Origin of the sequence: Psychrobacter sp. Pi2-1 (assembly GCF_904846645.1) — a bacterium.
Lineage (GTDB): Bacteria > Pseudomonadota > Gammaproteobacteria > Pseudomonadales > Moraxellaceae > Psychrobacter.
This window is the reverse complement of sequence record NZ_CAJHBO010000001.1, coordinates 410874-437207: the sequence shown is the minus strand read 5'-3', so window position 1 is coordinate 437207 and position 26334 is coordinate 410874. Positions and strand designations below refer to the sequence as shown.

The 26334-nt window shown below is 42.9% G+C and carries 21 protein-coding genes; 16 read left to right on the top strand and 5 right to left on the bottom strand.

All coding sequences use genetic code 11. From position 1 onward, the window contains the following. Window positions 1-142 precede the first annotated feature (142 nt). The 9 genes from JMX91_RS01690 (at window position 143) to JMX91_RS01650 (ending at window position 9173) form a co-directional block, all read left to right on the top strand. A complete protein-coding gene (locus JMX91_RS01690; RefSeq protein WP_057759431.1) occupies window positions 143-922 on the top strand; it encodes a ParA family protein in 780 nt (259 codons plus the stop codon). 157 nt (window positions 923-1079) lie between these two features. Continuing rightward, entirely contained in the window at window positions 1080-2249 is a 1170-nt protein-coding gene (locus JMX91_RS01685; RefSeq protein ID WP_201547397.1) for a ParB/RepB/Spo0J family partition protein, read from the top strand. An 85-nt stretch (window positions 2250-2334) separates the two neighbouring features. Beyond that, window positions 2335-3060 (top strand): MotA/TolQ/ExbB proton channel family protein, encoded by a 726-nt coding sequence (locus tag JMX91_RS01680; RefSeq protein ID WP_201547396.1) that lies wholly within the window; start codon window positions 2335-2337, stop codon window positions 3058-3060. A gap of 65 nt (window positions 3061-3125) precedes the next feature. Then, window positions 3126-3557: an ExbD/TolR family protein gene (locus tag JMX91_RS01675; RefSeq protein ID WP_057759437.1), complete on the top strand. Its 432-nt coding sequence runs from the start codon at window positions 3126-3128 to the stop codon at window positions 3555-3557. Between the two features lie 75 nt (window positions 3558-3632). Next, on the top strand, window positions 3633-5420 hold the full coding sequence (gene msbA / locus JMX91_RS01670) for a lipid A export permease/ATP-binding protein MsbA (protein WP_201547395.1): 1788 nt from the start codon (window positions 3633-3635) through the stop codon (window positions 5418-5420). Between the two features lie 66 nt (window positions 5421-5486). Next, window positions 5487-6617, top strand: a complete 1131-nt coding sequence (lpxK, locus tag JMX91_RS01665) for a tetraacyldisaccharide 4'-kinase (RefSeq protein WP_201547394.1) — start codon at window positions 5487-5489, stop codon at window positions 6615-6617. Window positions 6618-6666: 49 nt separating this feature from the next. Continuing rightward, window positions 6667-7479, top strand: coding sequence for a 3-deoxy-manno-octulosonate cytidylyltransferase (gene kdsB, locus JMX91_RS01660; RefSeq protein WP_201547393.1), 813 nt, complete (start codon window positions 6667-6669; stop codon window positions 7477-7479). 104 nt (window positions 7480-7583) lie between these two features. After that, window positions 7584-8714, top strand: coding sequence for a DNA polymerase III subunit delta' (locus JMX91_RS01655; protein ID WP_201547392.1), 1131 nt, complete (start codon window positions 7584-7586; stop codon window positions 8712-8714). A gap of 111 nt (window positions 8715-8825) precedes the next feature. After that, window positions 8826-9173, top strand: coding sequence for a PilZ domain-containing protein (locus JMX91_RS01650; protein WP_101205408.1), 348 nt, complete (start codon window positions 8826-8828; stop codon window positions 9171-9173). Window positions 9174-9337: 164 nt separating this feature from the next. Here the strand turns inward: JMX91_RS01650 and ppk2 are convergent, their stop codons facing one another. Both ppk2 and JMX91_RS01640 read right to left on the bottom strand, forming a co-directional pair. Next, window positions 9338-10417, bottom strand: coding sequence for a polyphosphate kinase 2 (gene ppk2, locus JMX91_RS01645; protein WP_265089146.1), 1080 nt, complete (start codon window positions 10415-10417; stop codon window positions 9338-9340). A 186-nt stretch (window positions 10418-10603) separates the two neighbouring features. Then, window positions 10604-12118 carry an acetyl-CoA C-acetyltransferase gene (locus tag JMX91_RS01640; RefSeq protein ID WP_201547391.1) on the bottom strand — a complete coding sequence of 505 codons (1515 nt, stop codon included), beginning with the start codon at window positions 12116-12118 and terminating at the stop codon, window positions 10604-10606. Between the two features lie 548 nt (window positions 12119-12666). Here JMX91_RS01640 and JMX91_RS01635 point away from each other — a divergent pair. The 4 genes from JMX91_RS01635 to JMX91_RS01620 all read left to right on the top strand — a co-directional run bounded on the left by JMX91_RS01635 (window position 12667) and on the right by JMX91_RS01620 (window position 17646). After that, complete coding sequence (locus JMX91_RS01635) at window positions 12667-14067, top strand: 3-oxoacyl-ACP reductase (RefSeq protein WP_102090944.1); 1401 nt, start codon at window positions 12667-12669, stop codon at window positions 14065-14067. Window positions 14068-14391: 324 nt separating this feature from the next. Next, window positions 14392-15306 (top strand): MaoC family dehydratase, encoded by a 915-nt coding sequence (locus JMX91_RS01630; protein WP_057759453.1) that lies wholly within the window; start codon window positions 14392-14394, stop codon window positions 15304-15306. Between the two features lie 169 nt (window positions 15307-15475). After that, window positions 15476-15943 carry a serine/threonine protein phosphatase gene (locus JMX91_RS01625; RefSeq protein ID WP_413786762.1) on the top strand — a complete coding sequence of 156 codons (468 nt, stop codon included), beginning with the start codon at window positions 15476-15478 and terminating at the stop codon, window positions 15941-15943. Window positions 15944-16221: 278 nt separating this feature from the next. After that, window positions 16222-17646: a serine hydrolase domain-containing protein gene (locus JMX91_RS01620; protein WP_201547390.1), complete on the top strand. Its 1425-nt coding sequence runs from the start codon at window positions 16222-16224 to the stop codon at window positions 17644-17646. A gap of 55 nt (window positions 17647-17701) precedes the next feature. On the opposite strand, the gene JMX91_RS01615 is transcribed toward JMX91_RS01620, so the two are convergent. From JMX91_RS01615 to JMX91_RS01605, 3 genes are all read right to left on the bottom strand, one after another. Further along, a complete protein-coding gene (locus JMX91_RS01615) occupies window positions 17702-18949 on the bottom strand; it encodes a cation:proton antiporter (RefSeq protein WP_201547389.1) in 1248 nt (415 codons plus the stop codon). 250 nt (window positions 18950-19199) lie between these two features. Further along, a complete protein-coding gene (gene ilvD / locus JMX91_RS01610) occupies window positions 19200-21086 on the bottom strand; it encodes a dihydroxy-acid dehydratase (RefSeq protein ID WP_201547388.1) in 1887 nt (628 codons plus the stop codon). Between the two features lie 220 nt (window positions 21087-21306). Then, window positions 21307-22062: a hypothetical protein gene (locus JMX91_RS01605; RefSeq protein ID WP_201547387.1), complete on the bottom strand. Its 756-nt coding sequence runs from the start codon at window positions 22060-22062 to the stop codon at window positions 21307-21309. 204 nt (window positions 22063-22266) lie between these two features. Here JMX91_RS01605 and JMX91_RS01600 point away from each other — a divergent pair, with 204 nt between their 5' ends. From JMX91_RS01600 to JMX91_RS01590, 3 genes are all read left to right on the top strand, one after another. Then, window positions 22267-23280: a hypothetical protein gene (locus JMX91_RS01600; RefSeq protein WP_201547386.1), complete on the top strand. Its 1014-nt coding sequence runs from the start codon at window positions 22267-22269 to the stop codon at window positions 23278-23280. 139 nt (window positions 23281-23419) lie between these two features. Beyond that, window positions 23420-23860, top strand: a complete 441-nt coding sequence (locus JMX91_RS01595) for an HIT family protein (RefSeq protein ID WP_201547385.1) — start codon at window positions 23420-23422, stop codon at window positions 23858-23860. A gap of 312 nt (window positions 23861-24172) precedes the next feature. Further along, window positions 24173-26218, top strand: a complete 2046-nt coding sequence (locus tag JMX91_RS01590; protein WP_191115093.1) for a BCCT family transporter — start codon at window positions 24173-24175, stop codon at window positions 26216-26218. The last annotated feature ends 116 nt before the right edge of the window (window positions 26219-26334 follow it).

Sequence of the window (26334 nt, the reverse complement as noted above, 5' to 3'; positions counted from 1 at the left end):
ATGCTCGACCGCAAACTGAGCATTTTAGACCATAAATTGCTTATTTTTAAATACTAAGCGAGTGTCGCTGTACAAGATTGAATAAAAATAATTGTACCAACCGAGTCAAAAGTAATAGACCCTAATAAAATTGAGTGAGTGTATGGAAATCATAGCCATTGCGAATCAAAAAGGCGGTGTGGGTAAAACCACAACGGCAGTAAATTTGACCGCCAGCTTGGCTGCTAAACGCAAGCATGTACTGCTGATTGACTTAGACCCACAAGGCAATGCGACCAGTGGTACAGGTGTTGACAAAAACGAGTTGGATCTTACCATAGCGGACGTTTTGCTAGATGGTGTCGCGTTGTCTGAAGCAATTGTTACCAGTCCTGCTGGGTTCGATGTCATCGGTGCCAATCGCGATTTGGCTGGCATGGACATTACCTTAATGAGTAAGACGGACAGTCATGAACTGTTTAAAACCGCCATGGCTGAATTGGTTAACGATCAGGTATCCACGCAAAAACAGCCATACGATTATGTGATTATCGATTGTGCGCCTAGTTTGAATCTACTGACGATTAATGCGTTGGTGGCTACGGATAGTGTGATTATCCCTATGCAGTGTGAGTACTATGCACTAGAAGGGTTGGCTGACTTATCGCAAACGATTGAACGTCTTACAGAGTTGAACCCTAAGCTATATATTCGCGGTGTGGTCAGAACGCTATTTGATGCACGCAACACGCTTGCCCGTGATGTCTCTACTGAGCTAGAAGCGCATTTTGGCGATATCATGTACAAGACTCATATTCCAAGAAATATTCGCTTGGCAGAAGCTCCTGCGCACGGCTTACCAGTTATTGCGTATGAGAGGTGGTCAAAAGGTGCACGCGCGTATCAAAAGCTCGCCGCTGAAGTGATGAAACAAAGCAACTAGTTTTTATCTAAAGTTCTTACAAAGGATTTTTAGATAAAAAGCGTCACTGATCAGCACAGTGAATGAATAGCATAAGTATAAAACACTTAACATTGTATTTAGTAAGCCGCATCAGTAATCAATTGGCTTTTATTTTAGCGTTAGAGGATAGGTAATCATGGCGAAGAAAAGAGGGTTGGCTGCTAATCGGGGCTTAGATGCCTTATTAGGGTCAATCAAAAAAGAAAAGCAAATTACCGCCTCTGCCTTGCAAGACGACATGGTGGCGCGTGAAAATGCTGCGCCAGATATTAATGTGCCTGTAGAGGCTAATGCGCCTGTAGATACTGTATCCACAGATATAGCGCCTGATATCACTCCGACAAAAGCCAGTAAAAAATCATCTGCGAAGACTACTGATAACGATACTGCTAGCGAGAATAGCACTCGCGCGCCACGTTCACCTCGTACTACTAGCAAGGCGTCGCTCAACAAATCGCGTGGCAATAGTGCAGATACGAGCGCAACCGAAGACCAGATTAGCCTTGTGCAGATTGATGTCACACGTTTGCAAGCAGGTAAGTACCAGCCTCGTCGAGATATGAGTGAGACGGCACTTGCAGAATTGGCGTCTTCTATCGAGCAGCATGGCGTGATGCAGCCTATCGTTATCCGCCCGCTATTGGCAAATGAAGATAAGAGTGAAGCGTTTGTCACTCACGAAATTATCGCTGGTGAACGCCGCTGGCGCGCAGCAAAAATGGCAGGAAAAGCGGTTATCCCTGCGATTGAGCGTGCCTTATCTGATGAGTTGGCAATTGCATTGGCACTGATTGAAAACATCCAGCGCGAAGACTTATCAGTGATTGAGCAGGCAGCGGCGTTGCAGCGATTTCATACGGAATTTGGTATGAGTCATGCCATGATTGCTGAAGTCGTTGGCAAGGCGCGTACGACAGTATCGAATCTACTTCGTTTAAATCAGCTGCATGATACAGTAAAAGACCATTTGGCCAACAGTGCGCTAGATATGGGTCATGCTCGTACACTGTTGGCGTTGTCCTCTGAACAGCAACCTATCATCGCGCAAAAGATTATCGATGGCGGTATGACCGTGCGAGAAGCTGAAAAGTTGGTCAAGTCAATCTTGCAGCCAGCGCCCAAAATCAATCGTGCTGAACAAGTACAATCTCGGGATGTAGAGCGTTTGACCCAAAGATTGACAGACATGCTTGGTGCTGAAGTCAAACTAAAACATAAAAAAGATGGTCAAGGTAGTGTTGAGATATTTTTCCACAATCAAGATCAATTAGCTGCGCTGATTAAACATATAGAAGCTCAGGCTTAAGAACGTTTGCGAGTTAGCCGTATCTATCCAAATGCTAAATCGCCTCTGAACAACTATTTTTGCAAAAATACGGAAGAGAGTGGGTATGTGGGAGTTGGTAAAAGCAGGTGGCTGGCTAATGACACCTATCGTGGTCTGTTCTATATTGGCATTAGTCATCATCATTGAACGTAGTCATACGCTACAGTTTAATAAAGTCGCTCCTAGCAGGTTGCGCGAACAGCTAATAACTCGTTTACGTGAAAATGGCGATATTGGCCGTACACAGTTAATGAATGTAAAAGAAAAGACGGCACTTGGCGATATCTTGGCAACGGGTTTGCTATATCGTCAGTACGGGCTAGAGTCGATGACGATGCATATGCAAAATCGTGCCAGTGTACAAGTTCATCAATTAGAAAAAAACATCAATATGCTAGGTACTATCGGTGCGATAGCTCCGTTACTTGGCCTATTAGGTACGGTACTAGGGATCATATCATCATTCTTGGCGATTACCGATGGTGCCATGCAAGATCCGACGATGCTAGCCGCTGGCGTATCACAGGCACTAATCACTACCGCTGCTGGTATGATTGTTGCTATCCCTGCGTTGGTTGCTTATCGTTATTTTCAGCGCCGTATCATTGATATAAATGCTCAATTTGAGACTCAAGCAGGGCTTATGATTCAAGAGCTGTATGATTATCACTTACTTGCTAGTACGCAGCCATCTACATCTTCTAGCCGTCTGTCAATAGAAGATAGTATTGTGCAAGAACGTTCATTCGGTGGGTTGGATTCTGATAAGACCAGCATAGCGGCAGTGTAGTCAATGCGGTTTTAAAGAATAGAAATCTTAAGCCTATAAATGGTAGCTGAATTAAAGAGATTGATATGCGTTTTAGAAAACCAACGGTTGAACCGCTTGAAATTAATCTAACACCGATGATTGATTGTTTACTGTTTTTGATTGTGTTTTTATTACTTGCTACCTCATTCAATCACTTTAGTCGTTTAAATATTATCCTTCCGGAAGCCGAAGGTGTCGCACTGACAGAACAAAACAATAGTATCGAAGTAGCTGTGCAAGAAGATGGTAGCTATTTGGTCAACGGCATTACACTTGCTAGTAGCAATGAGGCTGAACTGACCAGTATGTTGCAGCAAGAGGCGGGCAGCAATCGCGATATGCTATTTGTCATTGCAGCGGATGCCAATGCGACTCATCAGTCTGTGGTACGAGTAATGGATATTGCTGGAAAGCTCGGGTTTTTGAATTTAAACATCAGTACAGTGGTACCACTTGGCCAAACGCTGCCGCAATAACATATATAGCCTTACCATCATAAAACTGTGTGACACACAGCCCATTCATACCACGATACCCAAATTGAGGCTTTTATGAGCCAAGCTTATTTACCTGACTCTAAAAAATCTTCTGCTAAAAATGCATCGGCAGTATCGCCCGTTACCCCTAAAAGTAAGACGTTATTACGCTTATTAAGGTATTTAAAGCCTTACTGGTGGGCATTGCTACTGACGGCGTTAGGTTTTGCGATTAATGCAGGGACAGAGATTTGGACTGCCAAGCTTCTGCAATATATTACTGATGCTATCAATCAGAATGATCGAAGCAAACAAGCCTTATTTCCGCTATTGATTATATTGCTATTCTTTGTGCGCGGGGTTGGTAGTTTTTTGGGTAACTATTACTCTGCATTGGTCTCACGCAACTTAGTCTATGAGCTACGTGTAGAAGTTTTTAATAAATTACTGCGCTTACCTAGCTCGTTTTATTTGGCCAATCCAGCTGGTACGATTTCATCGAAATTAATATTTGATGTTGAACAGGTCACGGCCGCCAGTACAGACTCAATGAAGACCTTGCTACGTGATGGTTTGACCGTTGTCGCGTTGATTGGTTTTTTGTTCTATAGCAATTGGCGTCTAACGCTTATTTTGTTTGTTGTCTTGCCACCAATACTATGGCTGGTACGCATTGCATCAAAGCGCTATCTTAAGCTCTCAAAAGGTATCCAAGAGACGATGGGTAATGTCAGTCACATTACCAATGAAGTCATCGGCGGCTATCAAGTGGTCAAAAACTACGGTGGTCAATCATACGAGTCAGCACGTTTTGACAAAACATCCAAGAAAAACTTACGCCAAGGTATGAAGGTGGTTGTTACCAATAGTATTAATACGCCAGCCGTACAGCTGTTGATGGCGGTTGCGATGGCCGTTGTCGTCTGGCTTGCGTTGCGACCTGCAGTAATAGATGATATTTCAGCAGGTGAGTTCATCTCTTACATTGCAGCAGCAGGTTTATTGAGTAAGCCAGTACGTTCACTAACCGATATTAATCAGAAGCTGCAAAAAGGTCTGGCTGCCGGTGAGTCGATTTTTGCGCTACTTGATGAGCCAGAAGAAGAAGACACGGGCACAATCAGCAAAGCGCTATCAGGGCAAATGTCGTTAGATAATATCAGCTTGGTATATCCAGATTCGACGGTGGCTCTACGTGACTTTACCTTGAATATTAAAGCAGGCGAGACAGTTGCACTAGTAGGGCGAAGTGGCGCGGGCAAGTCCTCACTAGTCAATTTATTAACACGTACTCTAGAGACGTCTTCAGGGCAAATCACATTGGATGGTATGCCTATTGAAGATATTAAGTTAGAGAGTTTGCGTGCCCAGATTGCAATGGTGAACCAACAAGTAGTATTGTTTAATACTACCGTACTTAATAATATTGCTTACGGCAGCCTAGCTGACAAGACTCAAGCTGAGGTTGAACAAGCAGCAAAAGATGCCTTCGCTCATGACTTTATTATGAAAATGCCAAATGGCTATCAGAGTGAAATTGGTGCTGAAGGGTTGCAACTATCTGGTGGTCAGCGTCAGCGATTATCGATTGCTCGCGCGCTACTAAAAGATGCACCGATTCTAATTTTAGATGAAGCCACCAGCGCGCTTGATAATGAGTCTGAGTATTATATTCAGCAAGCGCTCGATAATGTGATGAAAGACCGTACCACATTGGTCATTGCCCATCGCCTGACGACTATCGAATCAGCGGATCGTATTGCTGTGATGGATGGCGGTCAGATTGTTGAGTTAGGAACGCACAATGAGCTGATGCAGCTGCAAGGCCACTATGCGCAAATGTATGCTCGAGATTTTGAGTAGCCAGTTTAGAAGTTTTTAGCCAATTTTCACGCAGTCATGAGCCAATAAGATAAGCGATATTGATTAATGAGTATTGAGACGACAGTCACCCGCGCATGGCAACGTCAAGCTGTTTGGTTGTGGTTGTTGCTGCCTATCAGTTGGTTATACGGTTTCATCATTTTGCTGCGTCGTCAGGCTTATAAGGTCGGCCTATTATCAAGCTATCGAGCTCCTATTCCTGTTATGGTCATTGGTAACATCAGTGTTGGCGGTAGTGGTAAGACGCCGTTGATTATTGCTCTGGTCACCTATCTGCAAAAGAAAGGTGTAAACGTAGGGGTAATCAGTCGCGGGTATGGCGGTGATACGAGTCAAATGCCTGCATTGGTTAGTGCTACCAGTTTACCCCATGTAGTAGGGGATGAGCCGTGCTTGATTGCTCATATGACAGGCGCTGCTATGGCAGTGTGTCCCAATCGTCAGCAAGCGATTGCCACTTTATTAAAGGCAGAGCCGAATTTGCAGTTGATTATTGCAGATGATGGTTTGCAGCATTATGCACTACAGCGTGATATCGAATGGATTGTGGTAGATGCCGCCCGTGGGTTTGGCAACAAGCAGCTATTACCAACGGGTTTTTTGCGTGAGCCGATGTCACGATTAGAGGGTGCAAATGTTATCTATCATGAAAAGCTAATTACAGATTTAACTCGGACTTCTAGAAGTAGTAATAAGATACAGTCTACTGACCGTTTGACCATGCATTTGCAACCAGCTGAGTTGCAACGTCTATGGAATCCCACATCGAGTGCAGCTCAACTAAATAGTGTGAAGCCTACTAATAATAGCCGCGTCCATGCTGTTAGTGGTATCGGCTATCCGCAGCGGTTTTTTGATACCTTAGAATCTATTGGCTTTGAGGTCATAGGGCACCCTTACCCTGACCATTATGATTTTAGTTTGGCTGAGCTTTTACAATATGGTGACTATCCTATCATCGTAACCAGTAAAGATGCGGTAAAAATCAGCGCATTATTGGCAGACTATACAGCGACACAAGCACTCAGTGGTGAGTATGTAGAACTTGTCAGTAGACTATGGGTGTTGCCAGTGACTGCTGTATTATCAGAGAATAGTTATCATAATCTAGATGAACGGCTAAAGGCGCTAGGGATTCGTATCGACCATGATATGAATACGTCAGCCTCATTATAAATATCAGCTAATATTCTAAATCGCCGTATAATTTTTATAGGAATATGCCATGTCATTCGCCACCACACCTGCCAAAACCCATATCGTAATTCCTGCACGTTTTAAGAGTACGCGTTTACCTGGTAAGCCATTACTGAATATTCATGGTAAGCCGATGATACTTTGGGTAGCAGAAAAAGCGCAGACAGCAAGTTTTGCTGATGACATGTGTATAGCGACTGATGATGAGCAAATTGCAAAAGTTTGCACCGATGCAGGTTTTGATGTGGTTATGACCAGTAGCGAGCATGCTTCAGGGACGGATCGTTTGGCAGAGGTAGCAGCTATCAAAGGTTGGGCTGACCACGATATTGTGGTGAATATGCAAGGCGATGAGCCCCTTGTACCGCCATTGCTTTTGGAGCAAGTAAAGGCGCTTTTGGTAGCGGATGAGAATAGCGTGATGGCCACACTTTGTGAGCCTATCGATGACTATGATACGTTCCAGCGGCCATCGGTAGTAAAAGTGGTCAACCAATTTGCGGACAACTTACAGCGTGCGCTTTACTTTAGCCGCGCACCGATTCCTTGTGATCGTGACGTTGTATTGTCTGATAATAATCAGACGCAACCACCAAAGAACGCCTATCGCCATTTGGGTTTATACGCTTATCGTGTCAGTCTATTGCAGCAGTTCGTAAACTGGCCACAAACACCACTTGAGATACTCGAAAGCTTAGAGCAATTACGTGTTTTAGAAAATGGGCAGCATATCGCCATCGCAGAAGCTGCCTGTCAGCTACCAGCTGGCGTCGATACACAAGAAGATTTAGACCGTCTAAACGCGATGAGCTTAGATAATTTTCAAAACTTTACTAAGTAATAGTCTGAGCAAAATTGCGTGCGATTCTAAGTTTTCTACAACGCTAAAGTATTGTTGTCGTGGCTATACCTGAAATACCTAATCAATGTGATAGAGCCATAACCATGAATAATTTGACAGGAAATATGGACACACTAGATAACACAGACCGTATGTATTTTGCGCCACTACTGCCATGGCAAAAAGTACTGTGGTTACAGTTGACCGAGCGCGTACTTAAGCAGCAATCTTTGCCGCATGCATTGCTCGCTGCTGGTATGCAAGGTATGGGTAAACGCGCCTTTGTATGGCGATTGGTCGCTTGGCTATTATGCCGTGAGCGTGGCGCAAACCCATCAGGTGCTTGCGAAGTATGTGAGAGCTGTCAGTGGCTCAAGTCGGGAACTCATCCGAGCCTACAAGTATTACCACTCGTTAGTATGCCTATCAGTGCGGAGAGCGATGCGCTTCAAGAAAAATCAAACAGCACAAAAGATAAAAAAGGCGCTAAAGCTACTAGCAATAGCGCTCTTAAGATCAAAGTAGATGATATTCGTGCTTTGCAGCCTTTTATTTATCAAGGCGGGCAAGGGATGCGTATCTGTGTATTAGATCACGCTGAAAAAATGACTGTGGCCGCTGCCAATGCGCTACTTAAAACATTGGAAGAACCGCAAGCGCAGGTGCATCTATTTTTGATTAGTGATACGCCTGCTCAGCTATTGCCAACGATTAAGAGTCGTGTTCAACAGTTGGCACTACAGACGATTGAGCCGACCGTTGCTGTCGATTATGTGACGCAGGCGCTAGGTCACACGATTAACCGCGAAGCCGTCGGTACCGCTGCGATTGAGCAGTTGATACAACTAGCCAATGGTGCGCCTTTAGCTGCTATAGCTTTGGCACAAGCACCATGGTATAGCAAGCGCAGCCTGTGGCTGACCACATGGCAGGCGCTACGTAGTGGTAAACGTAGTGGTGTGGCGGCAAGTGATTATTGGCAAGGTCAGCTCAATATTAAAGAATTTATACAGTTATCTGAGCTGATGCTCCTTGATATACGCCGTGTCTGTTTGGGCCTTGTTGAACTACAAAAGGATGTCAATCTATCAACGATATTGGCTACTTATCAGCCTACCGATAGCGGGTTAGAGGCATTTGCCAATAGCGTGCAGCAGACCAAAATCGCACTGCAACAAAATGTGCAAGAAAAATTTGCCTATGATAAGCTAATGCAAGAGTTGGCAAGCTTATAGAGCTATGTTTTAACGCTTAGTTAGTGTTCGAAAACTTGCAATTGTTTTTAACTATATACTATCGATCATTTACATAAACATATTAAACCCAGTTGATGAAGGAAGCTGACTATGGCAATGCCAGGACGTGGCGGGATTTTAACCTGTCATTATGAAAGTATCGAAATGTTATATGCCAGCTATTTGTCATTTGTCAGTAATGGCGCTTTATTTGTACCGTCTGACAAACCTCAGCAATTGGGTGATGAAGTGTTTATTGCTATCACGCTACCTAACTCTAGTGAACGCCTACCAATGAATGGTAAGGTGGTTTGGATTAACTCTAAGAGTCAAGGCAGTCGCCCAGCAGGGTTTGCTGTACAAATTGGCAGTGATGTCTCTGGCCAAAGAATCAAGAATGAAGTTGAGCGTTTGCTAGCTGGAAAAATCGATAGCTTGCAATCGACTTATACTATGTAGTATCTATTAATAACTAGGTAATATCTAGAAATCACACCTGTATCTTTAATAAGTTTGGCTGTGGTTTTTAACTTATTAATATAAAAAAGCAGCCTTATTATTTAGTAAGGCTGCTTTTTTATATCAAGTGTATTTAATTTTTTATAGTAGTAGGTGCTAGTCGCTTAATAACGAGGCGGTACATACATATCATCGGGAATAGGTTCGCGGTAGTACTCATCATCGCGTTTGCGATTGGGTAACTCAATTTCGTCACGAGGCACTTCTTTGTAAGGGATTTGGTCGAGCAAATGGGCGATACAATTTAATCGCGCCCGCTTCTTGTTATTGCCTTCGACAACCCACCAGGGTGCTTCAGGAATATGAGTACGCTCAAACATGGTTTCTTTTGCTTTGGTGTAATCTTCCCAGCGTCTGCGCGACTGTAGGTCCATTGGTGAGAGTTTCCACTGCTTAAGCGGATCATATATTCGGCTCATAAATCGTGCATGTTGCTCATCATCAGTGATAGAAAACCAGTATTTTACTAAGCGAATGCCTGAGCGTACGAGCATACGCTCAAACTCTGGTACTGATTGAAAAAACTCTTCATATTGTGCATCGGTGCAAAATCCCATGACACGCTCAACACCACCGCGGTTATACCAACTGCGGTCAAACAATACGATTTCGCCTGCTGCTGGCAAGTGTGCTACATAACGTTGAAAGTACCACTGCGTTTGCTCGCGCTCGGTGGGAGCAGGTAGGGCAGCTACCCTACAAACGCGTGGGTTTAATCGTTGGGTAATGCGTTTAATGGCACCACCTTTACCAGCAGAATCCCGCCCTTCAAAAATAACGACAATACGCTCACCGTGTGCAACTACCCAGTCTTGTAATTTTATTAGTTCTCGCTGTAGTCTTACCAATTCATGGAAGTAGGTACGTCGATCCAGTTTTTCTTGCTCGCTCATCTCACGTCCGTTAAAACGAAAATCACGTGCATAGTCATCTATTTCATTTTCTAGTTCTTCATCATATGTATCGATTAAGTCTTGGTGCATTTTTCGACGCAGTTCATCATCAAGAATGTCTTTTTCTATGCGTTCAGAAAGAATGGCTTGTTCTTGTTTGTACCGATCTAAATCATCCTCAGTCGTTAGAGATTGAAAATCAGCGGTTGTAAGCGGTTCTGTCATCACCAGTTTTTCAGAGCCAAAAATGACTTGCCTCATTTTTCTTAATAAAATTTTTGTCTTACCCATAAATATTACCTTTGTTTTGCGTATCGGCTTTTTTAAGAGGCTACTATCTAGGTCGTTTCTATCATAGCAAAGTACAGACAATAAAAAATGCCCTTTAAATAAATTAAAGGGCATTTTTTTATTGATAGATATGTACTGATTAAAATAATAAGTCAGCGTATCTTTTTCACTTAAAAGTGACCAAGCTTATTTTTCTAGGATACAAGTCACACCTTGACCACCTGCTGCGCAGATAGAGATAAGTGCACGGCCTGAACCTTTTTGATCCAATAATTTAGCAGCAGTAGCTAAAATACGACCACCAGTTGCTGCAAATGGATGACCTGCCGCTAGTGATGAACCGTTTACGTTTAATTTGCTACGATCGATAGACCCTAGTGGTGCATCTAAGCCTAAGCGCTCTTCACAGAATTTCTCATCTTCCCAAGCAGCTAGAGTTGATAGTACTTGTGAAGCGAAGGCTTCATGAATCTCATAAAAGTCAAAGTCTTGTAGAGTCAGGCCAGCGCGCTCAAGCATACGTGGTACCGCATAAGCTGGTGCCATTAGTAAGCCTTCTGTGGTGCCAGATTTACCGATAAAGTCTACCGCTGCGGTTTCTTGGTGGACGATATAAGCAAGTGGCTTTAGACCGTGCTCTTTTGCCCACTCATCAGTACCTAGTAGTACACAAGAAGCACCGTCAGTAAGCGGCGTAGAGTTGGCAGCTGTCATCGTTGGGTTAGCATTTTTTCTACCAAAAACTGGCTTTAATTTACCCAGTTTTTCTAATGTAGTATCTGGACGCAAGTTGTTATCACGAGTCAGGCCTTTGTACGGCGTGATCAAGTCGTCAAAGAAACCTTCGTCATAAGCGCGTGCTAGGTTTTGATGGCTGTTAAATGCAAGCTCATCCTGCGCTTCACGGCTGATATTCCACTCAAGCGTGGTAATCGCCTGATGATCGCCCATTGATAGACCAGTGCGTGGCTCACCATTTTGCGGTGAGTCGATTAAGTCTTTTGGATTTAAGCCCATTAATGCTTTTAGACGTTGTTTGTTGTCTTTTGCCGCACCAAGTTTAATCAGTACTTTGCGCAAGCCATCGCCGACAGCGATAGGAGCGTCAGAAGTAGTATCTACACCGCCAGTGATTGCCGAATCGATCAGACCAAGTGCAATCTTGTTAGCAGAAGCAAAGGTCGCTTGTAAGCCAGTACCGCAAGCTTGTGAGATATCATAAGTTGGCGTATGTGGGTTTAGTGCGGTATTCAATGTCGCTTCACGAGTAAGGTTGATATCACGGCTAAGTTTCATAACTGCGCCAGATACCACTTCACCTACTGTTTCGCCTTGTAGGTTATAACGCTCAACTAAACCGTCCAATGCAGCGGTTAGCATGTCTGTGTTGCTAATATCAGCGTATGATCCATTTGAGCGCGCAAATGGAATACGGTTACCACCTAAAATAGCAACACGGTTTAGGTTTGAAGCTGGTTTGCTCGCGCTGGCTTTTTTAGCTGGAGCAGGTTTTTTAGCAGCAGTGGTTTCCACTTTTTCATCGACCGCTTTTTTGCTAGCAGTTTCTTTAGCGCTAGTATCTTTAGTCGAGGTGCTTTTTGCAGCGTTTTCTTTTTTTGCTGTATCTGATTTTGTATCCGTTGCTTTAACAACTGTACTTTCAACAACAGGGCTATCTGGATGATTGTTTTTATTACTCATAATATTATCCTTAAAAAGTATGGGTAGAAGTAAAAAGTGATAGGTAACAATAAAAAATAGTTAAGTTATTTTATACAAGCAAATATTATCATTTATTACGCAATACAGCTGTTTATCATAAGGCGTTTTTATTCACTTAATGTATCTCTTTAGCAAACTATGTGACGCTTGTATAAGGTCGGTAGTAGATTCATGACCATGACGGATCGCTGTAATAGACTGGCTAGTAAGAAATATTAGCATTGCATAACAGTACGTTTGATAATATATTGTTATCAATAATTAAGTATGCCATAACCTATAGGTCAGATTTTAACATGTTATAGTGGCGCTTAACGCTGCTAAAAACGACTGGCTTGTATACTGACTTGTTTACAGATTGTTGTAGACATTATCTGTTTTTGGACTTGTTTATAAGGGAAGTGTATAGTTAGGCTAGTTTTGAGGCGATTTACTAAATTTAAATAATTACGATGTCAATGTCTCTATATAATAGATTCATTGCATTTTTTATTATTATACGAATCATTAATTATAAGGATTATATTATGTCAGACCGTTACGGTGATTTTGTTCAATCTTCTATTGGCAAAAAAGTAGCAAAAAATTTAGGTTTGCCGATGCCAACGACGCTTGATCGTTTCGAAAGCGGTGAGCGTTTGGTGCGTGGTAGTGTATTGGTTGGCCGTGCTACTGGTGATGACAAGAGCGTCAGTGAGTCTGTTGCCCGTATCCTGTCAGACGTCCATGCCGAAGTATATGTAAACAGCAGTGATGACATCAAAGACGCACTTGCTGATGCAGGCGTAGAGGCAAAAGCCAACACGGGCGGCGATGATCAATTCAAAGTACTGCTTTTTGATGCCAGCAATATCAGTAATGCTGAACAGCTAAAAGAACTTTATGAGTTTTTCCATACAGTTGCACGCCGCGTAGAAAAATCAGGCCGTGTGGTTGTGGTTGGTCGTACGCCAGAGAACATCACTGATATTGAATCTGCAATGGCTCAACGTTCGCTTGAAGGTTTTGTGAAGTCAGTGGGTAAAGAGTTTAAGCGCGGTATCACAGCGCAGCTGATTTATGTTGAAGAAGGCGCAGAGCAAAACCTAGATTCAACCTTACGCTTTTTTACCTCAGCTCGTTCAGCTTATGTATCAGGACAAGTAGTACGTGTCAGTAAAGGCAGCTCAGTCGATGTTGACTGGAACCAGCCTTTGGGTGGTAAGACGATGCTAGTGACTGGCGCAAGTCGCGGTATCGGCGAAGCTATCGCTCGTGTATTGGCTCGTGAAGGGGCTCATGTTATCTGTCTAGATGTACCGCAGCAGCAAGCTGACCTACAAAAAGTTGCTAGCGAAATCAGTGGCTCTGCTTTGACGGTAGATATCACTAGTGAAGACGCTGGTGCAGAAATCGCTGACGCTGCTCAAAAACGTGGTGGTCTAGATTCAATTATCCATAATGCTGGCGTGACTCGTGATAAGACGTTGGCTAAGATGGATGAGAAAAAATGGAACATGGTTATTGATATCAATTTGGGCAGTATCGCTAGATTGAACCGCTACTTGTTGGACAATGACGTACTAAAAGAAAACGCACGTATCGTCTGTGTGTCATCAATCTCAGGTATCGCTGGTAACATGGGTCAGACCAACTATGCGACTTCTAAAGCGGGTGTGATCGGTTTGGTTAACGCAACTGCCAAGCAATTAGAAGACAATGCTAAAGGCATGACGATTAATGCAGTCGCTCCTGGTTTCATCGAAACCCAAATGACAGAAGCCATTCCATTTGCTATTCGTGAAGCTGGTCGCCGCATGAACTCAATGAGCCAAGGCGGCCTGCCAGTAGATGTGGCTGAGACTATCGCATGGTTCGCGTCACCTGCGTCTGGCGGTCTAAATGGCAACACGGTTCGCGTCTGTGGTCAAAGCTTACTTGGTGCATAATGTTGATTAATTAATAAGTATATGTGAGAAACAAGGTACAGATAGAGACAGTAGTTGTATCATATGAGCTATTATTTCTCGTTTGTATCACATATGCTTACGAAATAATCTCTGATAAAGTGTAATAAAGCTGCCCAAGGGTGGCTTTTTTATGATAAAAACACAAGAACCAATAGCCAAACTATTTTTTGCTATTAAAGATACTCATGAGGTTGATTAAATTTAATGCTTATTAGATGATTTAATAGTAGGCTTTAGTCAATGACTGCAGATTGTCTTTATATACGTTAAAGAACTTGTTCAAGCCACACTTAGGATGTACTTATGTCAGACAAACATTATGATGCGTTGCCAAAAGCGCACACCACTTATGCAAATATTGTCAAAAGCTTATTGCCTATCGGTAATGGTGGCAAAGTCAGTAGAGACCAGTTGCCACAATCTACTTACTATGTAGATGACTTGCATATCGATCAAGAAAACCTAGACGACTATCGCAAAATTTGCGGTTTTGCTGATGATGGGAAAGTGCCAGCGACTTACTTTTCGGTATTGTCACAGACGCTGCAGATGAACATGATGGTCAAAGAGCCATTCCCATTTGCTATGTTAGGTCTTGTCCATGTCGATAATAGCGTCACCCAGTATCGTCCGATTGGAGAGCGTGAAACGGTAGCAATGTCGGTCACTTTTGATAACCTGCGCGATCATGCCCAAGGTCAGCAGTTTGACTTTGTCACTATTGTAAAGTCAGAAGATGAAGTCATCTGGGAAGGCACGTCGACTTATTTATCACGTAGCAAAAAACCTAGCAGTAAAGATAAAAAGAGCGCGCCGCGTCCGGTCATGGTCAAGCCTGAAGTAAACGAAGAAGGTGTTCATAGCATTTTTGAAGTGCCAGAAGATATCGGTCGTCGTTATGCATTTGTCTCAGGCGATTTTAACTTAATTCATTTGCATCCACTATCAGCACGTGCGTTTGGTTTTCCTAAAGCGATTGCACACGGTATGTGGTCAAAGGCTAAGTGCCTTGCTCTAATGGGTGACTTGCCTGATGCTTACACAATTGACGTCTCATTTAAGCTGCCTATCTTTTTGCCAGCTGAAGTGGAGCTGATTGCTGAGCCAGTAGCCCAGCTCAAAAACGTAGATGATACTTGTGAATTTGGACTGTATAGCTCTAAAAACAATAAACCGCATTTGGCGGGTGTTGTAACCCTAAAGAGTGACAGCAAGTAGAATAAGTATCATAAAGCTTCTATTTTAACAGCCATATTTAACGTACATATTTATTATTATGACTTCACAAAACATGCCTTCAGAAGAAAACGTGATAGACGTAGATCAAACGGATAGCTCGATAGCAACAGCAACCGATACGGTCGCTGCTAACGATAGCGGCGCTAACATGCATATTAGTGCTGATAATGGCGTTGATTTGGCCGATATCTTTGAGCCTTATTTTCGTCCAGATGCAAACACTATCGTGTGCGGTGCGTTAGATGACGAAAAAGTTGCGGCTTTAGCGAAAGCGGGTGTCGAGCTGGTCATCAACTTGCAGCCTGATGACGAGTTGAGCTTTGATGAGGCATCAGCAGTTGAGCAAGCAGGTATGTACTACGAACAGCTACCTATCAGCGGTGCCAAAGAGCTAAAACAGCTTAAGATATTGGCGTTTGATAATGTGCTACGTCAACATCATGGCAAAAAAATCGCTATGCACTGTGGGTCGGGTAATAGAGTAGGAGCCGCAATAGCGTTACGGGCAGGATGGTTGCGTGGACGTAAGATGGATACAGCGATGGAACGTGGTCGCAGTCATGGTTTGACCAAGCTTGAACAAGAAGTTCATAACCGTTTGCTAGTGCCGCGTTAACTAAATTTGCAGCATTGAATATTAGTGCTGTCTTAGACATTAGTGAAATTTAAAAATAACATCGAAATAAATAATAAAAAAGGCGACCAATAGGTGGCCTTTTTTATTGGTTCACAATTCATTTATACGGGTTCAAATATTTTATATAGTCAAAGAAATCCTTGTACAATCTGTAATCGGTCACCTTGTATTCGTTTTAGACTTCTTTGACTACCGCTTACGTATTACTATCATCTTAAAAATAGAATAATTCATATCACTGGAGCAAGGTAATAATAATGGATCATAATACAGAAAATTCTAATACATCTATAAATGCTGACTTTCAAAAAAAATTACAGCAATTACTAACAGATTTACAGCTTGATGATGCACCTGCTGGCGGTGCCGTGACCGTGTATCAAGCAGGTCAGTGTATTGCGCAGGCCAGTACAGGTATGGCGCGTCCTGATATGCCGTGGCAGCCCGATACGTTGGCCATTAATTTCTCTACCGGTAAAGGGGTATTGGCAACGTTGGTTCATGTACTGGTTTCGCAGCAGCTGCTTGAATATGACAAACCTATTGCCTATTACTGGCCAGAATTTGCTGCAAGCGGCAAAGACCAAATTACCTTACGAAAAGTCATGTCACATCAAGCTGATTTGTTTTCGATTCAAAGTATCGATGTCGATAGCGAGATGGTGCTTGATTGGGGTACGATGCTGCGCCACATTGCAGCGATGCCCATTACCTCTCCCGAAGATGCGCCCAAATATGACAGCGCTTATAGTGCATTGGTCTATGGCTGGGTATTGGGCGGCGTAGTAGAGGCGGTCACGAATTTATCATTCGCTGAAGCACTGCGCCAGTATTTAACGGAACCTCTGGACATTGCCGACAGCTGCTATTTTGGTGTGCCAGATAGCAAAGTAGATCAGGTGGCAAAATTAGCCAAAGATTTTGAAGAAACAGAGGACACGAGTTCTCAATTAAAATCGAGACGCCAAAAACCAACCTTAAAAGTAGACTCTAAAGAGACTTTACGTACTTATGCAAGCTTACCTAGTTATCATTACTGGCAGCAAAAAATACTAAGTGACAAGCGTGCAGCTGAGACGCAAAGTAGCCTTGATGAAAAGCTAGATAGCTCTGATACTGATAACGCACAGCCTGTATTAAATACTGTGCGTATTAATAGCTTATATTTCAATACCAGTCAGCTCAATCTAAAAAACTATAAGGCAGCGCTGATACCTGCTGGCAAACATGCCCTTGATTATCATAAGCGTCAAACATTACAGGCTGTCATTCCAGCGGCAAATGGTGTTGCTTCCGCTAAAGCACTGGCAACGATTTACGCAATGCTCGCTAATGGCGGTATATGGCAAGGAAAAATACTGATCGATAGTGCTACTTTTGAGCAGTTATCTACTCCGCAGGTTGAGGGTTTAGATGCAGTTATGCCAGCGGCTATGAAATGGCGATTGGGCTATCATAGATTATTTAGCTTATATGCTACCAGAGATGATATGGATAAGAGAATGAGTTCTGATTTATCAGGATTTGGGCATATGGGGTATAACGGATCGGTTGCTTGGTGCGACCCTGAGCGCCAATTGTCATTTGCTTTCATTCATAATTTTGATACCACTATGCTCAATGACGTTCGTCAGTTTGCGCTGACAGAAGCCGTCTTGAGCTGGGTAGAAGAGATACTTTAATTATGCTAGTTTTAATCGCGAATTGATTCTGTTTCAAATATAAGCAGCATTAATTTTAATGCTGCTTGTTTGGTGTCATTTTAAGCAATCTTGATGCGCTGAGACCATGGATAAAGATAGAAGTCAAAATGACTATCGAACAGACAATCCACAATTTAAGCGCATCCTCATCTGCGAAGAATCCTTGATTAAGCGCATAGGATAGATAATACAAAGTACCGATACCACGAATACCTAAAGCTGATATCGCGTATTTTTCGGTATGAGGTAAGTTCAATCCTGATAAGGCAATAAATCCACCAATCGGCCGTATAAGTAGTAAGAAGGTAAAGCTGACGATATAGACGCGCCATGTCAGCTCGACACCTGCTTGCAACCCTTGACCGAGGAACATGCCAAAGATAACCAGCACTAATGACATCAATAAGCCTTCTGATTGCTCAGCGAAATCATGCAGTTTTTGGTGATAAGTATGCTCACACTCCGAGCGACGAAACGCAAATGCGGCCACGAATACAGCGATGAAGCCATAACTGTGTACATACTCTGCAAGACCATAGGCTAGTAGCGTCAATGCAATAACCACATAACCTTGCGAGATGGTAGTCTCACGGGTATGTTTAGAAAATACGACTTTGGCCAATAATTTACCAACTAATATACCTACCACTACGCCTGCGCCAATCTTCCATAAGACATCATGAGTAAACCACGACCATAGCATCTCGTAAGTAAAGGTTTTGCCTTCACTGAACGCTTCTGCGATCTTAATCGCTAGGTACACAAACGGAAAAGCCAGACCATCGTTCAACCCGGCCTCTGACGTTAAGGTAAAGCGCGGTGTGTCTTCTCCTCCTGTATTGGGAGGTCCCACTTGAATGCTCGAAGCTAACACTGGATCAGTAGGTGCTAACACTGCACCTAACAGAATAGCTGCACCAAGGCTTAAACCAAACGCGTAATATCCCAAGACTGCCATCGCAAAAATACCAATAGGCATGGTAATGAGTAGCAGTCTTACTGTTGGTCGCCACAATCGCCAAGACAACTCAGTGTCGATTTTAATACCAGCACCAACCAATGAGACCAATACAACAATCTCAGTCAGTTTTTCGATGAGTAAACCGTTATCAAGTGGGTCTAAAAAGGATAAAGACGTCCACCAGTAGCCCATCATCAGACCGAAGCTGACTTGGAGCATCGGTAATGAGATAGAGGTGCGCTTAAAAATAACAGGAAACAATGCCCCTAGTAAAAAGGCAATCCCGCAGATTAATAAGAATAAGTTATATTTTTCAATCATAAGGTTTACGCACGTCGTTATGTTTTAAGGGTCGATTTTATGAGGGTAATTCTATATATTGATGACAATTAACAGCAATAGTTGATAGTCAGTCACTGATACTCTTTATCATGACGTCAAAATAAAATAATTACCGCAAAAAATAGTTATCAAAACGACAGCTACGTTGTTTTTTGGTGAAAAAAAAGCCTGCATTGCGCAGGCTTAATATGTTTTTATCAGTATGTCTGGAGCATTGATAGCTTACAGATTAGCGCTCCACTTGACTCACGTCACGTACGGCACCAGTATCAGCGCTGGTAGTCATAGCCGCATAAGCACGTAATGCTGGCGAGACATGACGATCACGGTTGACAGGCTTCCATGCATCACGACCACGCGCTTCCATAGCTTCTCGGCGAGCAGCTAAGTCTGCATCGCTTACTTGCATGTTGATGGTACGATTTGGGATATCGATATGAATGCTATCGCCTTCTTCGACCAAACCAATCGCACCGCCTTCAGCAGCTTCTGGGCTAGCATGACCAATTGATAGACCTGATGTACCACCAGAGAAACGACCATCAGTCAGTAGGGCGCATTCTTTACCCAATCCTTTTGACTTGAGATAAGTCGTTGGATAAAGCATTTCTTGCATACCAGGGCCGCCTTTAGGGCCTTCGTAGCGAATGATGACCACATCGCCTGCAACGATTTGATCAGCCAATACCGCAGCAACCGCATCATCTTGTGATTCAAATAGACGCGCGCGACCAGTAAAGGTCAAGATGCTTTCGTCGACGCCTGCGGTTTTGACCACACAGCCGCGCTCGGCGATATTGCCATATAGTACGGCTAAGCCGCCATCTGTAGAGTAGGCGTGTTTGGCACTACGGATACAGCCTGACTCACGGTTGACGTCGAGGTTTGACCACTCTTTTGATTGTGAGAATGCTTCTGTGGTACGTACGCCACCAGGTGCTGCAAGGAAGCGTGCGCGAGCTTCATGATTGTCAGGGTTCATGATGTCCCACTTATCGATCGCTTCTCTCATCGTTACGCTATGGATAGTTGGTACATCAGTTTTTAGTAACTCGGCGCGATCAAGCTCAGCAAGTAATGCAAAGACACCGCCAGCACGATGCACGTCTTCCATATGGTATTTCTGTGAGGCAGGGGCTACTTTTGCCAGACAAGGCACACCGCGACTCAAACGGTCAATATCAGCCATCTTAAAGTCGATTTCTGCTTCATTAGCCGCAGCAAGTAGATGCAAGATGGTATTGGTTGAGCCGCCCATGGCGATATCTAAGCTCATGGCATTTTCAAAAGCGGCTTTGGTAGCGATAGAGCGTGGTAGTACAGAGTCATCATCTTGCTCATAACGACGCTTAGCAAGCGACACAATGGTACGACCCGCTTCTAAGAATAGCTCGCGGCGCAATGAATGAGTAGCTAGCAGTGAGCCGTTACCTGGTAAAGCTAAGCCTAAAGCTTCGGTCAAGCAGTTCATCGAGTTGGCTGTAAACATACCAGAGCACGAACCACAAGTAGGGCAGGCTGAAGCTTCGATAGCGGCGACGTCTTCATCACTGATGCTATCATCAGCAGCATCCATCATTGCATCGACTAGGTCAAGTTTGCGAACAGCACTGCTGTCACTACTATCGGTATTGTGGCTCTTACCAACGGTACTGGCTAAGATTTTGCCCGCTTCCATTGGGCCACCTGAGATAAACACCACTGGAATGTTAAGGCGCATGGCGGCCATCAACATACCCGGAGTGATTTTGTCACAGTTAGAAATACAAACTAGCGCATCTGCACAGTGGGCATTGACCATATACTCGACAGAATCAGCGATCAAATCACGGCTTGGTAGCGAGTACAACATACCGCTATGGCCCATCGCAATACCATCATCGACCGCAATGGTATTAAACTCTTTTGCAACGCCGCCTGCGTGCTCAATCTCACGGGCGACCAGTTGTCCAAGGTCTTTTAGATGCACATGGCCGGGTACAAACTGGGTAAAAGAGTTAGCAATCGCAATGATTGGCTTGCCAAAGTCGCCGTCAGTCATGCCGGTTGCACGCCATAATGCGCGCGCGCCTGCCATATTACGACCGCCGGTAGAGGTTTTTGAGCGATAATCCATGTGATATTCCTTACAAATAGGCGGGGTTATAAAAATGTGCACCCTTAGTTTTAATAGGGATAGTGTGCTTTTTATAGAGAGTGAGTACTAGTGAATAATACTAATTCGTTACCATACCATTAGATATGAATAACTAAAAACAATATGCTAATAACAGTGAATTAATAATAACGAATTAATAATCACAAGCGATGAGCGAAAAAACCGTTATTCAAAATAGCTACTCAATACGTTCTAATATGGCTTTTTCAAACCAAGGAAGATCAGCTTTGTCTGCTTCTAATTTCACAATGGCTGCAAGCGCATGAGTAGCCAGTAGCTGTTGATAATCGCCGCTAGCTTCAATCGTCAACAGTGACTCGGCAGGTAGTGCTTGCGTGTTAGGGTTTAGCTCGTCAATACTAATTAATATTTGCTTATTATTTTTATAAAGGACGTCTACACGACCAAAAAACTGCCAGTCTTTAAAAGCGGCAATAATAGCGTCGGCAGCATTCTTAGTATATACCTGCTGCGTCTCTTTACCCGTATTGGTCCAGTGTAGCCGTACGGCCAACTGCAATGCCTCACTAAATACCACCAACGAGCCGATAATTTTCACATGCCAAGGACTGGTCAGCAGCTCCTCGTCAATGCCGATTAATTTGGCAGCTTCATGAGCCGACATGGGTGTATTGAACTGAATCAGTAGCTCAGGAGTGAGCGGGTGCGTTTGTTTGATCGCATCATCTAAACTGTCATAGTGATACAAAAAAGGCAATGGCAAATCTTGCGTGACAGTCTTCTTTATAATTTTACAATTGTGTATCTGCCAGCTGATGGCTTTATCAGTCAATGCTTCTGCTAATATGATAGCGCTTGGATCGATAGTTTGAGTACCACTTTCCCTCTCAATATCAGAGTGTTCTTCCTGATTATCAAGGGTTACAGCAGTATTATCCATATCTGGTTGAGTTGGCAAAGTAGGCAAATCCATAAACATAGCGTTATTAAAATAGAGGGTTAATATAACATTTTAAGGGCATGACTCGCCAATAAATTAGTGAGATGAGATGGTAGTTTATACGTATAAAATAATATCTTTAGTTGAATGACTTATTATAAATTAATCGTATTTTGTCTATTAAAATAATCTAAAATATAGTCGATAATTTAGATGGAAATATAAGCAAAGGAATTAATGAAAAAGTTCTCCGATAACGAATCTATCCAAGAATGGATAACATCAAATCGTCTCTATGAAGAGTATCTGTTCTTTTATTTACTCATATGCCTATTTTGGTTTTTCGTTGGTTTGTTTTCTATTGGTATACGTATACCAGTATTCAACGATATGCAGAATTTAGCATTTAATACGGTATGGTTTTTAATCCTATGTGTCGCATTAAGCATCCCCAAATTTTGGTATTTTTTGATAAAAGGGCGTCATGGTCAACTGTTTCAAGCCACTGCCAAAGTGTATGAAACGCTAGGCCGCATAGAAGATGTTGAACAAAGAGAGCAGGTACATAAGCAGATTACTAGCAATGGCAAGTTGCCCCCTAACCGACTAGAAACGCTATCACTGGCATTTTTATTTGCATTCATACTCTTCGATATATTGTATACCCGCTGCTGGATAAGGGATCTGAGCCTAGTATGGCAGCCTGACTGGGTCAATATGTGCATTGGCTGGGTACATAATAATCTAGCGATGCCTCCAATTAGTGAAGACAGACAGATTTTTAATTTATATTTTAGCGGTAATAGTGCAGATACCAAACTGAAGCAACAGTTTGGCAACGAATGGGCATTTTTAGCTTCTCCATTTGGTGATGCCGCAATGTTTTACCACTTTATCCGAGTGATGATGTTTGTTCCTATCTTAGCGGCATTGTCTATCGTATTGTGGAAGCCGCTAAAGTTTATGGGAATGCAGCAAATTGACCCCAGAAATATTCATAGCGTCATGTCTTTTTTACGTAGCTGCGCTTGGTCACTTATCTTTGGATTTTTTATGGCGATTGGTATGTGGGGGTTCTTGACCAATACCACTTGGTTTACGTTGGGCTTGATAGATCAAGAAGCATGGTTCGATAATCTATATATCAACGGTTTATATCTGTTTATCGTTTTTGGTATCCGGTTTTTTTATGGCTGGCTCGTTTTTTGGAAAAATGTTTTTTTGAAGTGTGTAAAAAGGTTCAGTTATTAGAGGTTCGTTCGCTTTGAACTCACATTGCTGACTTGTACTAAAACTATATTTCGTCCACTATATGACAGATGCTTTTATCTATTTTGGATAGCTATTAAGCTATTAATTAACTGATAATAAAACCCTTAAAGGAAAAATAATGACTGTATTGAATCAACAGACCACTTATGATGACAATAATATTTTTGCCAAAATGTTAGATGGTGATATTCCATATCACAAAGTATATGAAGATGATAAAACGCTCGCCTTTATGGATATCATGCCGCAAGCAGAAGGCCATGTATTGGTGATACCAAAGCAAAAAGCGGTAGATCTGGCCGATCTTGAGCCAGAGTACGCTGCTGCGGTATTAATGACCTCTAAAAAGGTCATGCAAGCCCAGCGTCAAGTTTTTGAGCGTGAAGGCGTTATCCAAATGCAGTTGAATGGCTCACAAGCAGGTCAAACGGTCTTTCATTATCATGTGCATCTCATTCCATCAAGTATCCATGAATTGGGTCGTCATGCAGTAACCCAAGCCGATAACAATGATTTGGCAGCTATTGCGCAGAAACTGGCGGCAGTGATTGATGCCTAGTTAGGAAACAGATTGCTTCTGTTTAGGTAAAAAAAATATTGGTATTTACGAATTAGCGAGCATTTATAGATTATAAATCACTAAAACAGAGTACATATACAATCAAAAGGCAGCTAGCAAGCTGCCTTTTTTATTTTCTTGGTAATAGTCATGTAACATTCGTTAAAGTCATGTTACGAGTTGAACGCTTGTCTAGGGTTTTGGAAAAGAGTGTGATAATTATTATAACCATTCACACACATTTTCTAATCTTTGCCTTAATTAAAAATTTTCATAAAAAGGCATCGTCAACTTTTGAGGATATTATCTTTCATGAGTAAATTACCTCGTTCGACTATTTTATTACCAGTCTTTGTACCTGCAGCCATTATTATGCTGCTATTGGTCATTGGTACGGCTATTAATCCTGAAGCAGCGGGTGCTCTGTTTAGTGATGTGCTTAGTTTTACGACTGAGACATTCGGTTGGTTTTATATGCTGGCAGTGGCACTGTTTTTGATGTTCATTATTGTACTGGCGTTTTCGTCTTATGGCAGTATCAAACTAGGCCCTGATCATGCTGAGGCGGAGTACGGATTCCTTGAATGGTTTGCCATGCTGTTTTCGGCAGGTTACGGGATTGCGCTACTGTTTTATGGGGTAGCGGAACCAGTAATGCACTTTTCTAGTCCGCCAATGTCGGATCCGCAGACTATTGCTGCGGCAAAAGAGGCGATGCAAATAGCGTATTTTCATTGGGGTTTTCATATTTGGGCAATTTATGGTGTGGTTGGTTTATCACTAGCTTATTTTGCGTTTCGTCATGGTTTACCACTATCAATACGCTCGACGCTATACCCGATTATTGGTGACAGGATTCATGGCCCTATCGGTCATACAGTCGATGTGTTTGCGATATTAGGTACGATGTTTGGTATTGCTACCAGTCTTGGCTTATCAGTGTCGCAAATCAATGCGGGACTCAATTATCTATTGCCAGATATCATTCCAGTGAATACGACCGTACAGGTGATTGCCATTGCTTTGGTGACCGCCGCGGCATTGGTATCGGTGTTGGCAGGGATGGATAAGGGTGTAAAACGCTTATCTATTTTAAATATGCTATTGGCAACTGCGTTGATGCTGTTCGTATTTGTCGTCGGTCCGACTATTTTTATCTTGAACGCCTTTATGGAAAATACGGGTAGCTATCTGGGTAATATCGTTGAACGTACCTTTAGCTTGCAGGCATACGAAAATAGCAATTGGATCGGTAGCTGGACCTTGTTTATTTTTGCATGGACAATTGCATGGGCACCTTTTGTAGGTCTGTTTATCGCCAAGATTAGCCGTGGTCGTACTATTCGTGAGTTCGTATTGGGTGTGATGCTAGTACCGACTTTCTTTACATTCTTTTGGTTTTCGGTGTTTGGCGATACCGCACTACATATGATTATGGTCGATGGTTATACCTCATTAATCAGTGAAGTACAAAACAACCAAGCAATTGCTTTGTTTAAACTGTTAGAGAATCTACCGTTTACTGAATTTGTGTCGTCGTTGACCATTTTATTGATTATTACCTTTTTTGTGACGTCATCGGATTCTGGCTCATTGGTAATCGACTCGCTAGCGGCAGGTGGTCGCAGTGATACACCATGGTGGCAGCGTAGCTTTTGGGTAGTGACTGAAGGTGCTGTCGCAGCAGTATTGCTACTTGCAGGTGGTTTAGAAGCCCTACAAACAGCAGCTATCGTTAGTGCATTACCATTTGCGATTATTATTCTTATTTCAATGTTTGGTATGTGGCGTGCGCTGCGTATCGAAGGACATCGTAATCAGAGCCTTGGTAATGACAACAGACTGCCGCCGCATCTACTCAAACCGTCTGCATGGCGCGAGCGTATTGATTATATGACCGATAAGCCAACGCGTGAAAAGGTTCTTAGCTATATCAAAGAAGTGGTTATGCCTTCGATGATGGAGGTGTCGTCCAAATTTGCAGAAACCGGCTGGACGACTGAGGTTAACTATGACGCGGTCAATAACCGAGCCGTATTAGAGCTACAGCGTGGTGACGATGTCGAGTTTTGGTATGAAGTTCGCTTATCTGAGCATGATGCACCTGATTATTATACTGAAGACAGTGCGGATACCTTGCCACAAGAGCATCATCATCGCGCTGAGGTGTATCTACGCCGTGGTGGTCAGACCTATGACTTATACGGCTACAAATCTGAATCAGTGATTAATGACATCATCGATCAGTTTGAGAAGTATTTACATTTCCTCAATGTATCGCCTGATAGTCTACCGTGGCGCATGCAAGAGCATGATGATGACATCACGCTAGAGCAGGGCAGTGTGCTTGATAAATAATGCATGGAATGCATCAAAAATGACCAATGCTTATGCAAGTTATTCACGTGAATAGCTTGCATTATGTGCACGAATCCTTAGAATAACGGCTTGTTTTCCTTACAAATCAAGCCGTT

Excerpts from the sequence above, each read along its gene's own strand:
- JMX91_RS01690 (WP_057759431.1), top strand. The coding sequence starts at position 143 with ATGGAAATCATAGCCATTGCGAATCAAAAAGGCGGTGTGGGTAAAACC.
- JMX91_RS01685 (WP_201547397.1), top strand. The coding sequence starts at position 1,080 with ATGGCGAAGAAAAGAGGGTTGGCTGCTAATCGGGGCTTAGATGCCTTA.
- JMX91_RS01680 (WP_201547396.1), top strand. The coding sequence starts at position 2,335 with ATGTGGGAGTTGGTAAAAGCAGGTGGCTGGCTAATGACACCTATCGTG.
- JMX91_RS01675 (WP_057759437.1), top strand. The coding sequence starts at position 3,126 with ATGCGTTTTAGAAAACCAACGGTTGAACCGCTTGAAATTAATCTAACA.
- msbA (WP_201547395.1), top strand. The coding sequence starts at position 3,633 with ATGAGCCAAGCTTATTTACCTGACTCTAAAAAATCTTCTGCTAAAAAT.
- lpxK (WP_201547394.1), top strand. The coding sequence starts at position 5,487 with ATGAGTATTGAGACGACAGTCACCCGCGCATGGCAACGTCAAGCTGTT.
- kdsB (WP_201547393.1), top strand. The coding sequence starts at position 6,667 with ATGTCATTCGCCACCACACCTGCCAAAACCCATATCGTAATTCCTGCA.
- JMX91_RS01655 (WP_201547392.1), top strand. The coding sequence starts at position 7,584 with ATGAATAATTTGACAGGAAATATGGACACACTAGATAACACAGACCGT.
- JMX91_RS01650 (WP_101205408.1), top strand. The coding sequence starts at position 8,826 with ATGGCAATGCCAGGACGTGGCGGGATTTTAACCTGTCATTATGAAAGT.
- ppk2 (WP_265089146.1), bottom strand. The coding sequence starts at position 10,417 with ATGGGTAAGACAAAAATTTTATTAAGAAAAATGAGGCAAGTCATTTTT.
- JMX91_RS01640 (WP_201547391.1), bottom strand. The coding sequence starts at position 12,118 with ATGAGTAATAAAAACAATCATCCAGATAGCCCTGTTGTTGAAAGTACA.
- JMX91_RS01635 (WP_102090944.1), top strand. The coding sequence starts at position 12,667 with ATGTCAGACCGTTACGGTGATTTTGTTCAATCTTCTATTGGCAAAAAA.
- JMX91_RS01630 (WP_057759453.1), top strand. The coding sequence starts at position 14,392 with ATGTCAGACAAACATTATGATGCGTTGCCAAAAGCGCACACCACTTAT.
- JMX91_RS01625 (WP_413786762.1), top strand. The coding sequence starts at position 15,476 with ATGCATATTAGTGCTGATAATGGCGTTGATTTGGCCGATATCTTTGAG.
- JMX91_RS01620 (WP_201547390.1), top strand. The coding sequence starts at position 16,222 with ATGGATCATAATACAGAAAATTCTAATACATCTATAAATGCTGACTTT.
- JMX91_RS01615 (WP_201547389.1), bottom strand. The coding sequence starts at position 18,949 with ATGATTGAAAAATATAACTTATTCTTATTAATCTGCGGGATTGCCTTT.
- ilvD (WP_201547388.1), bottom strand. The coding sequence starts at position 21,086 with ATGGATTATCGCTCAAAAACCTCTACCGGCGGTCGTAATATGGCAGGC.
- JMX91_RS01605 (WP_201547387.1), bottom strand. The coding sequence starts at position 22,062 with ATGGATTTGCCTACTTTGCCAACTCAACCAGATATGGATAATACTGCT.
- JMX91_RS01600 (WP_201547386.1), top strand. The coding sequence starts at position 22,267 with ATGAAAAAGTTCTCCGATAACGAATCTATCCAAGAATGGATAACATCA.
- JMX91_RS01595 (WP_201547385.1), top strand. The coding sequence starts at position 23,420 with ATGACTGTATTGAATCAACAGACCACTTATGATGACAATAATATTTTT.
- JMX91_RS01590 (WP_191115093.1), top strand. The coding sequence starts at position 24,173 with ATGAGTAAATTACCTCGTTCGACTATTTTATTACCAGTCTTTGTACCT.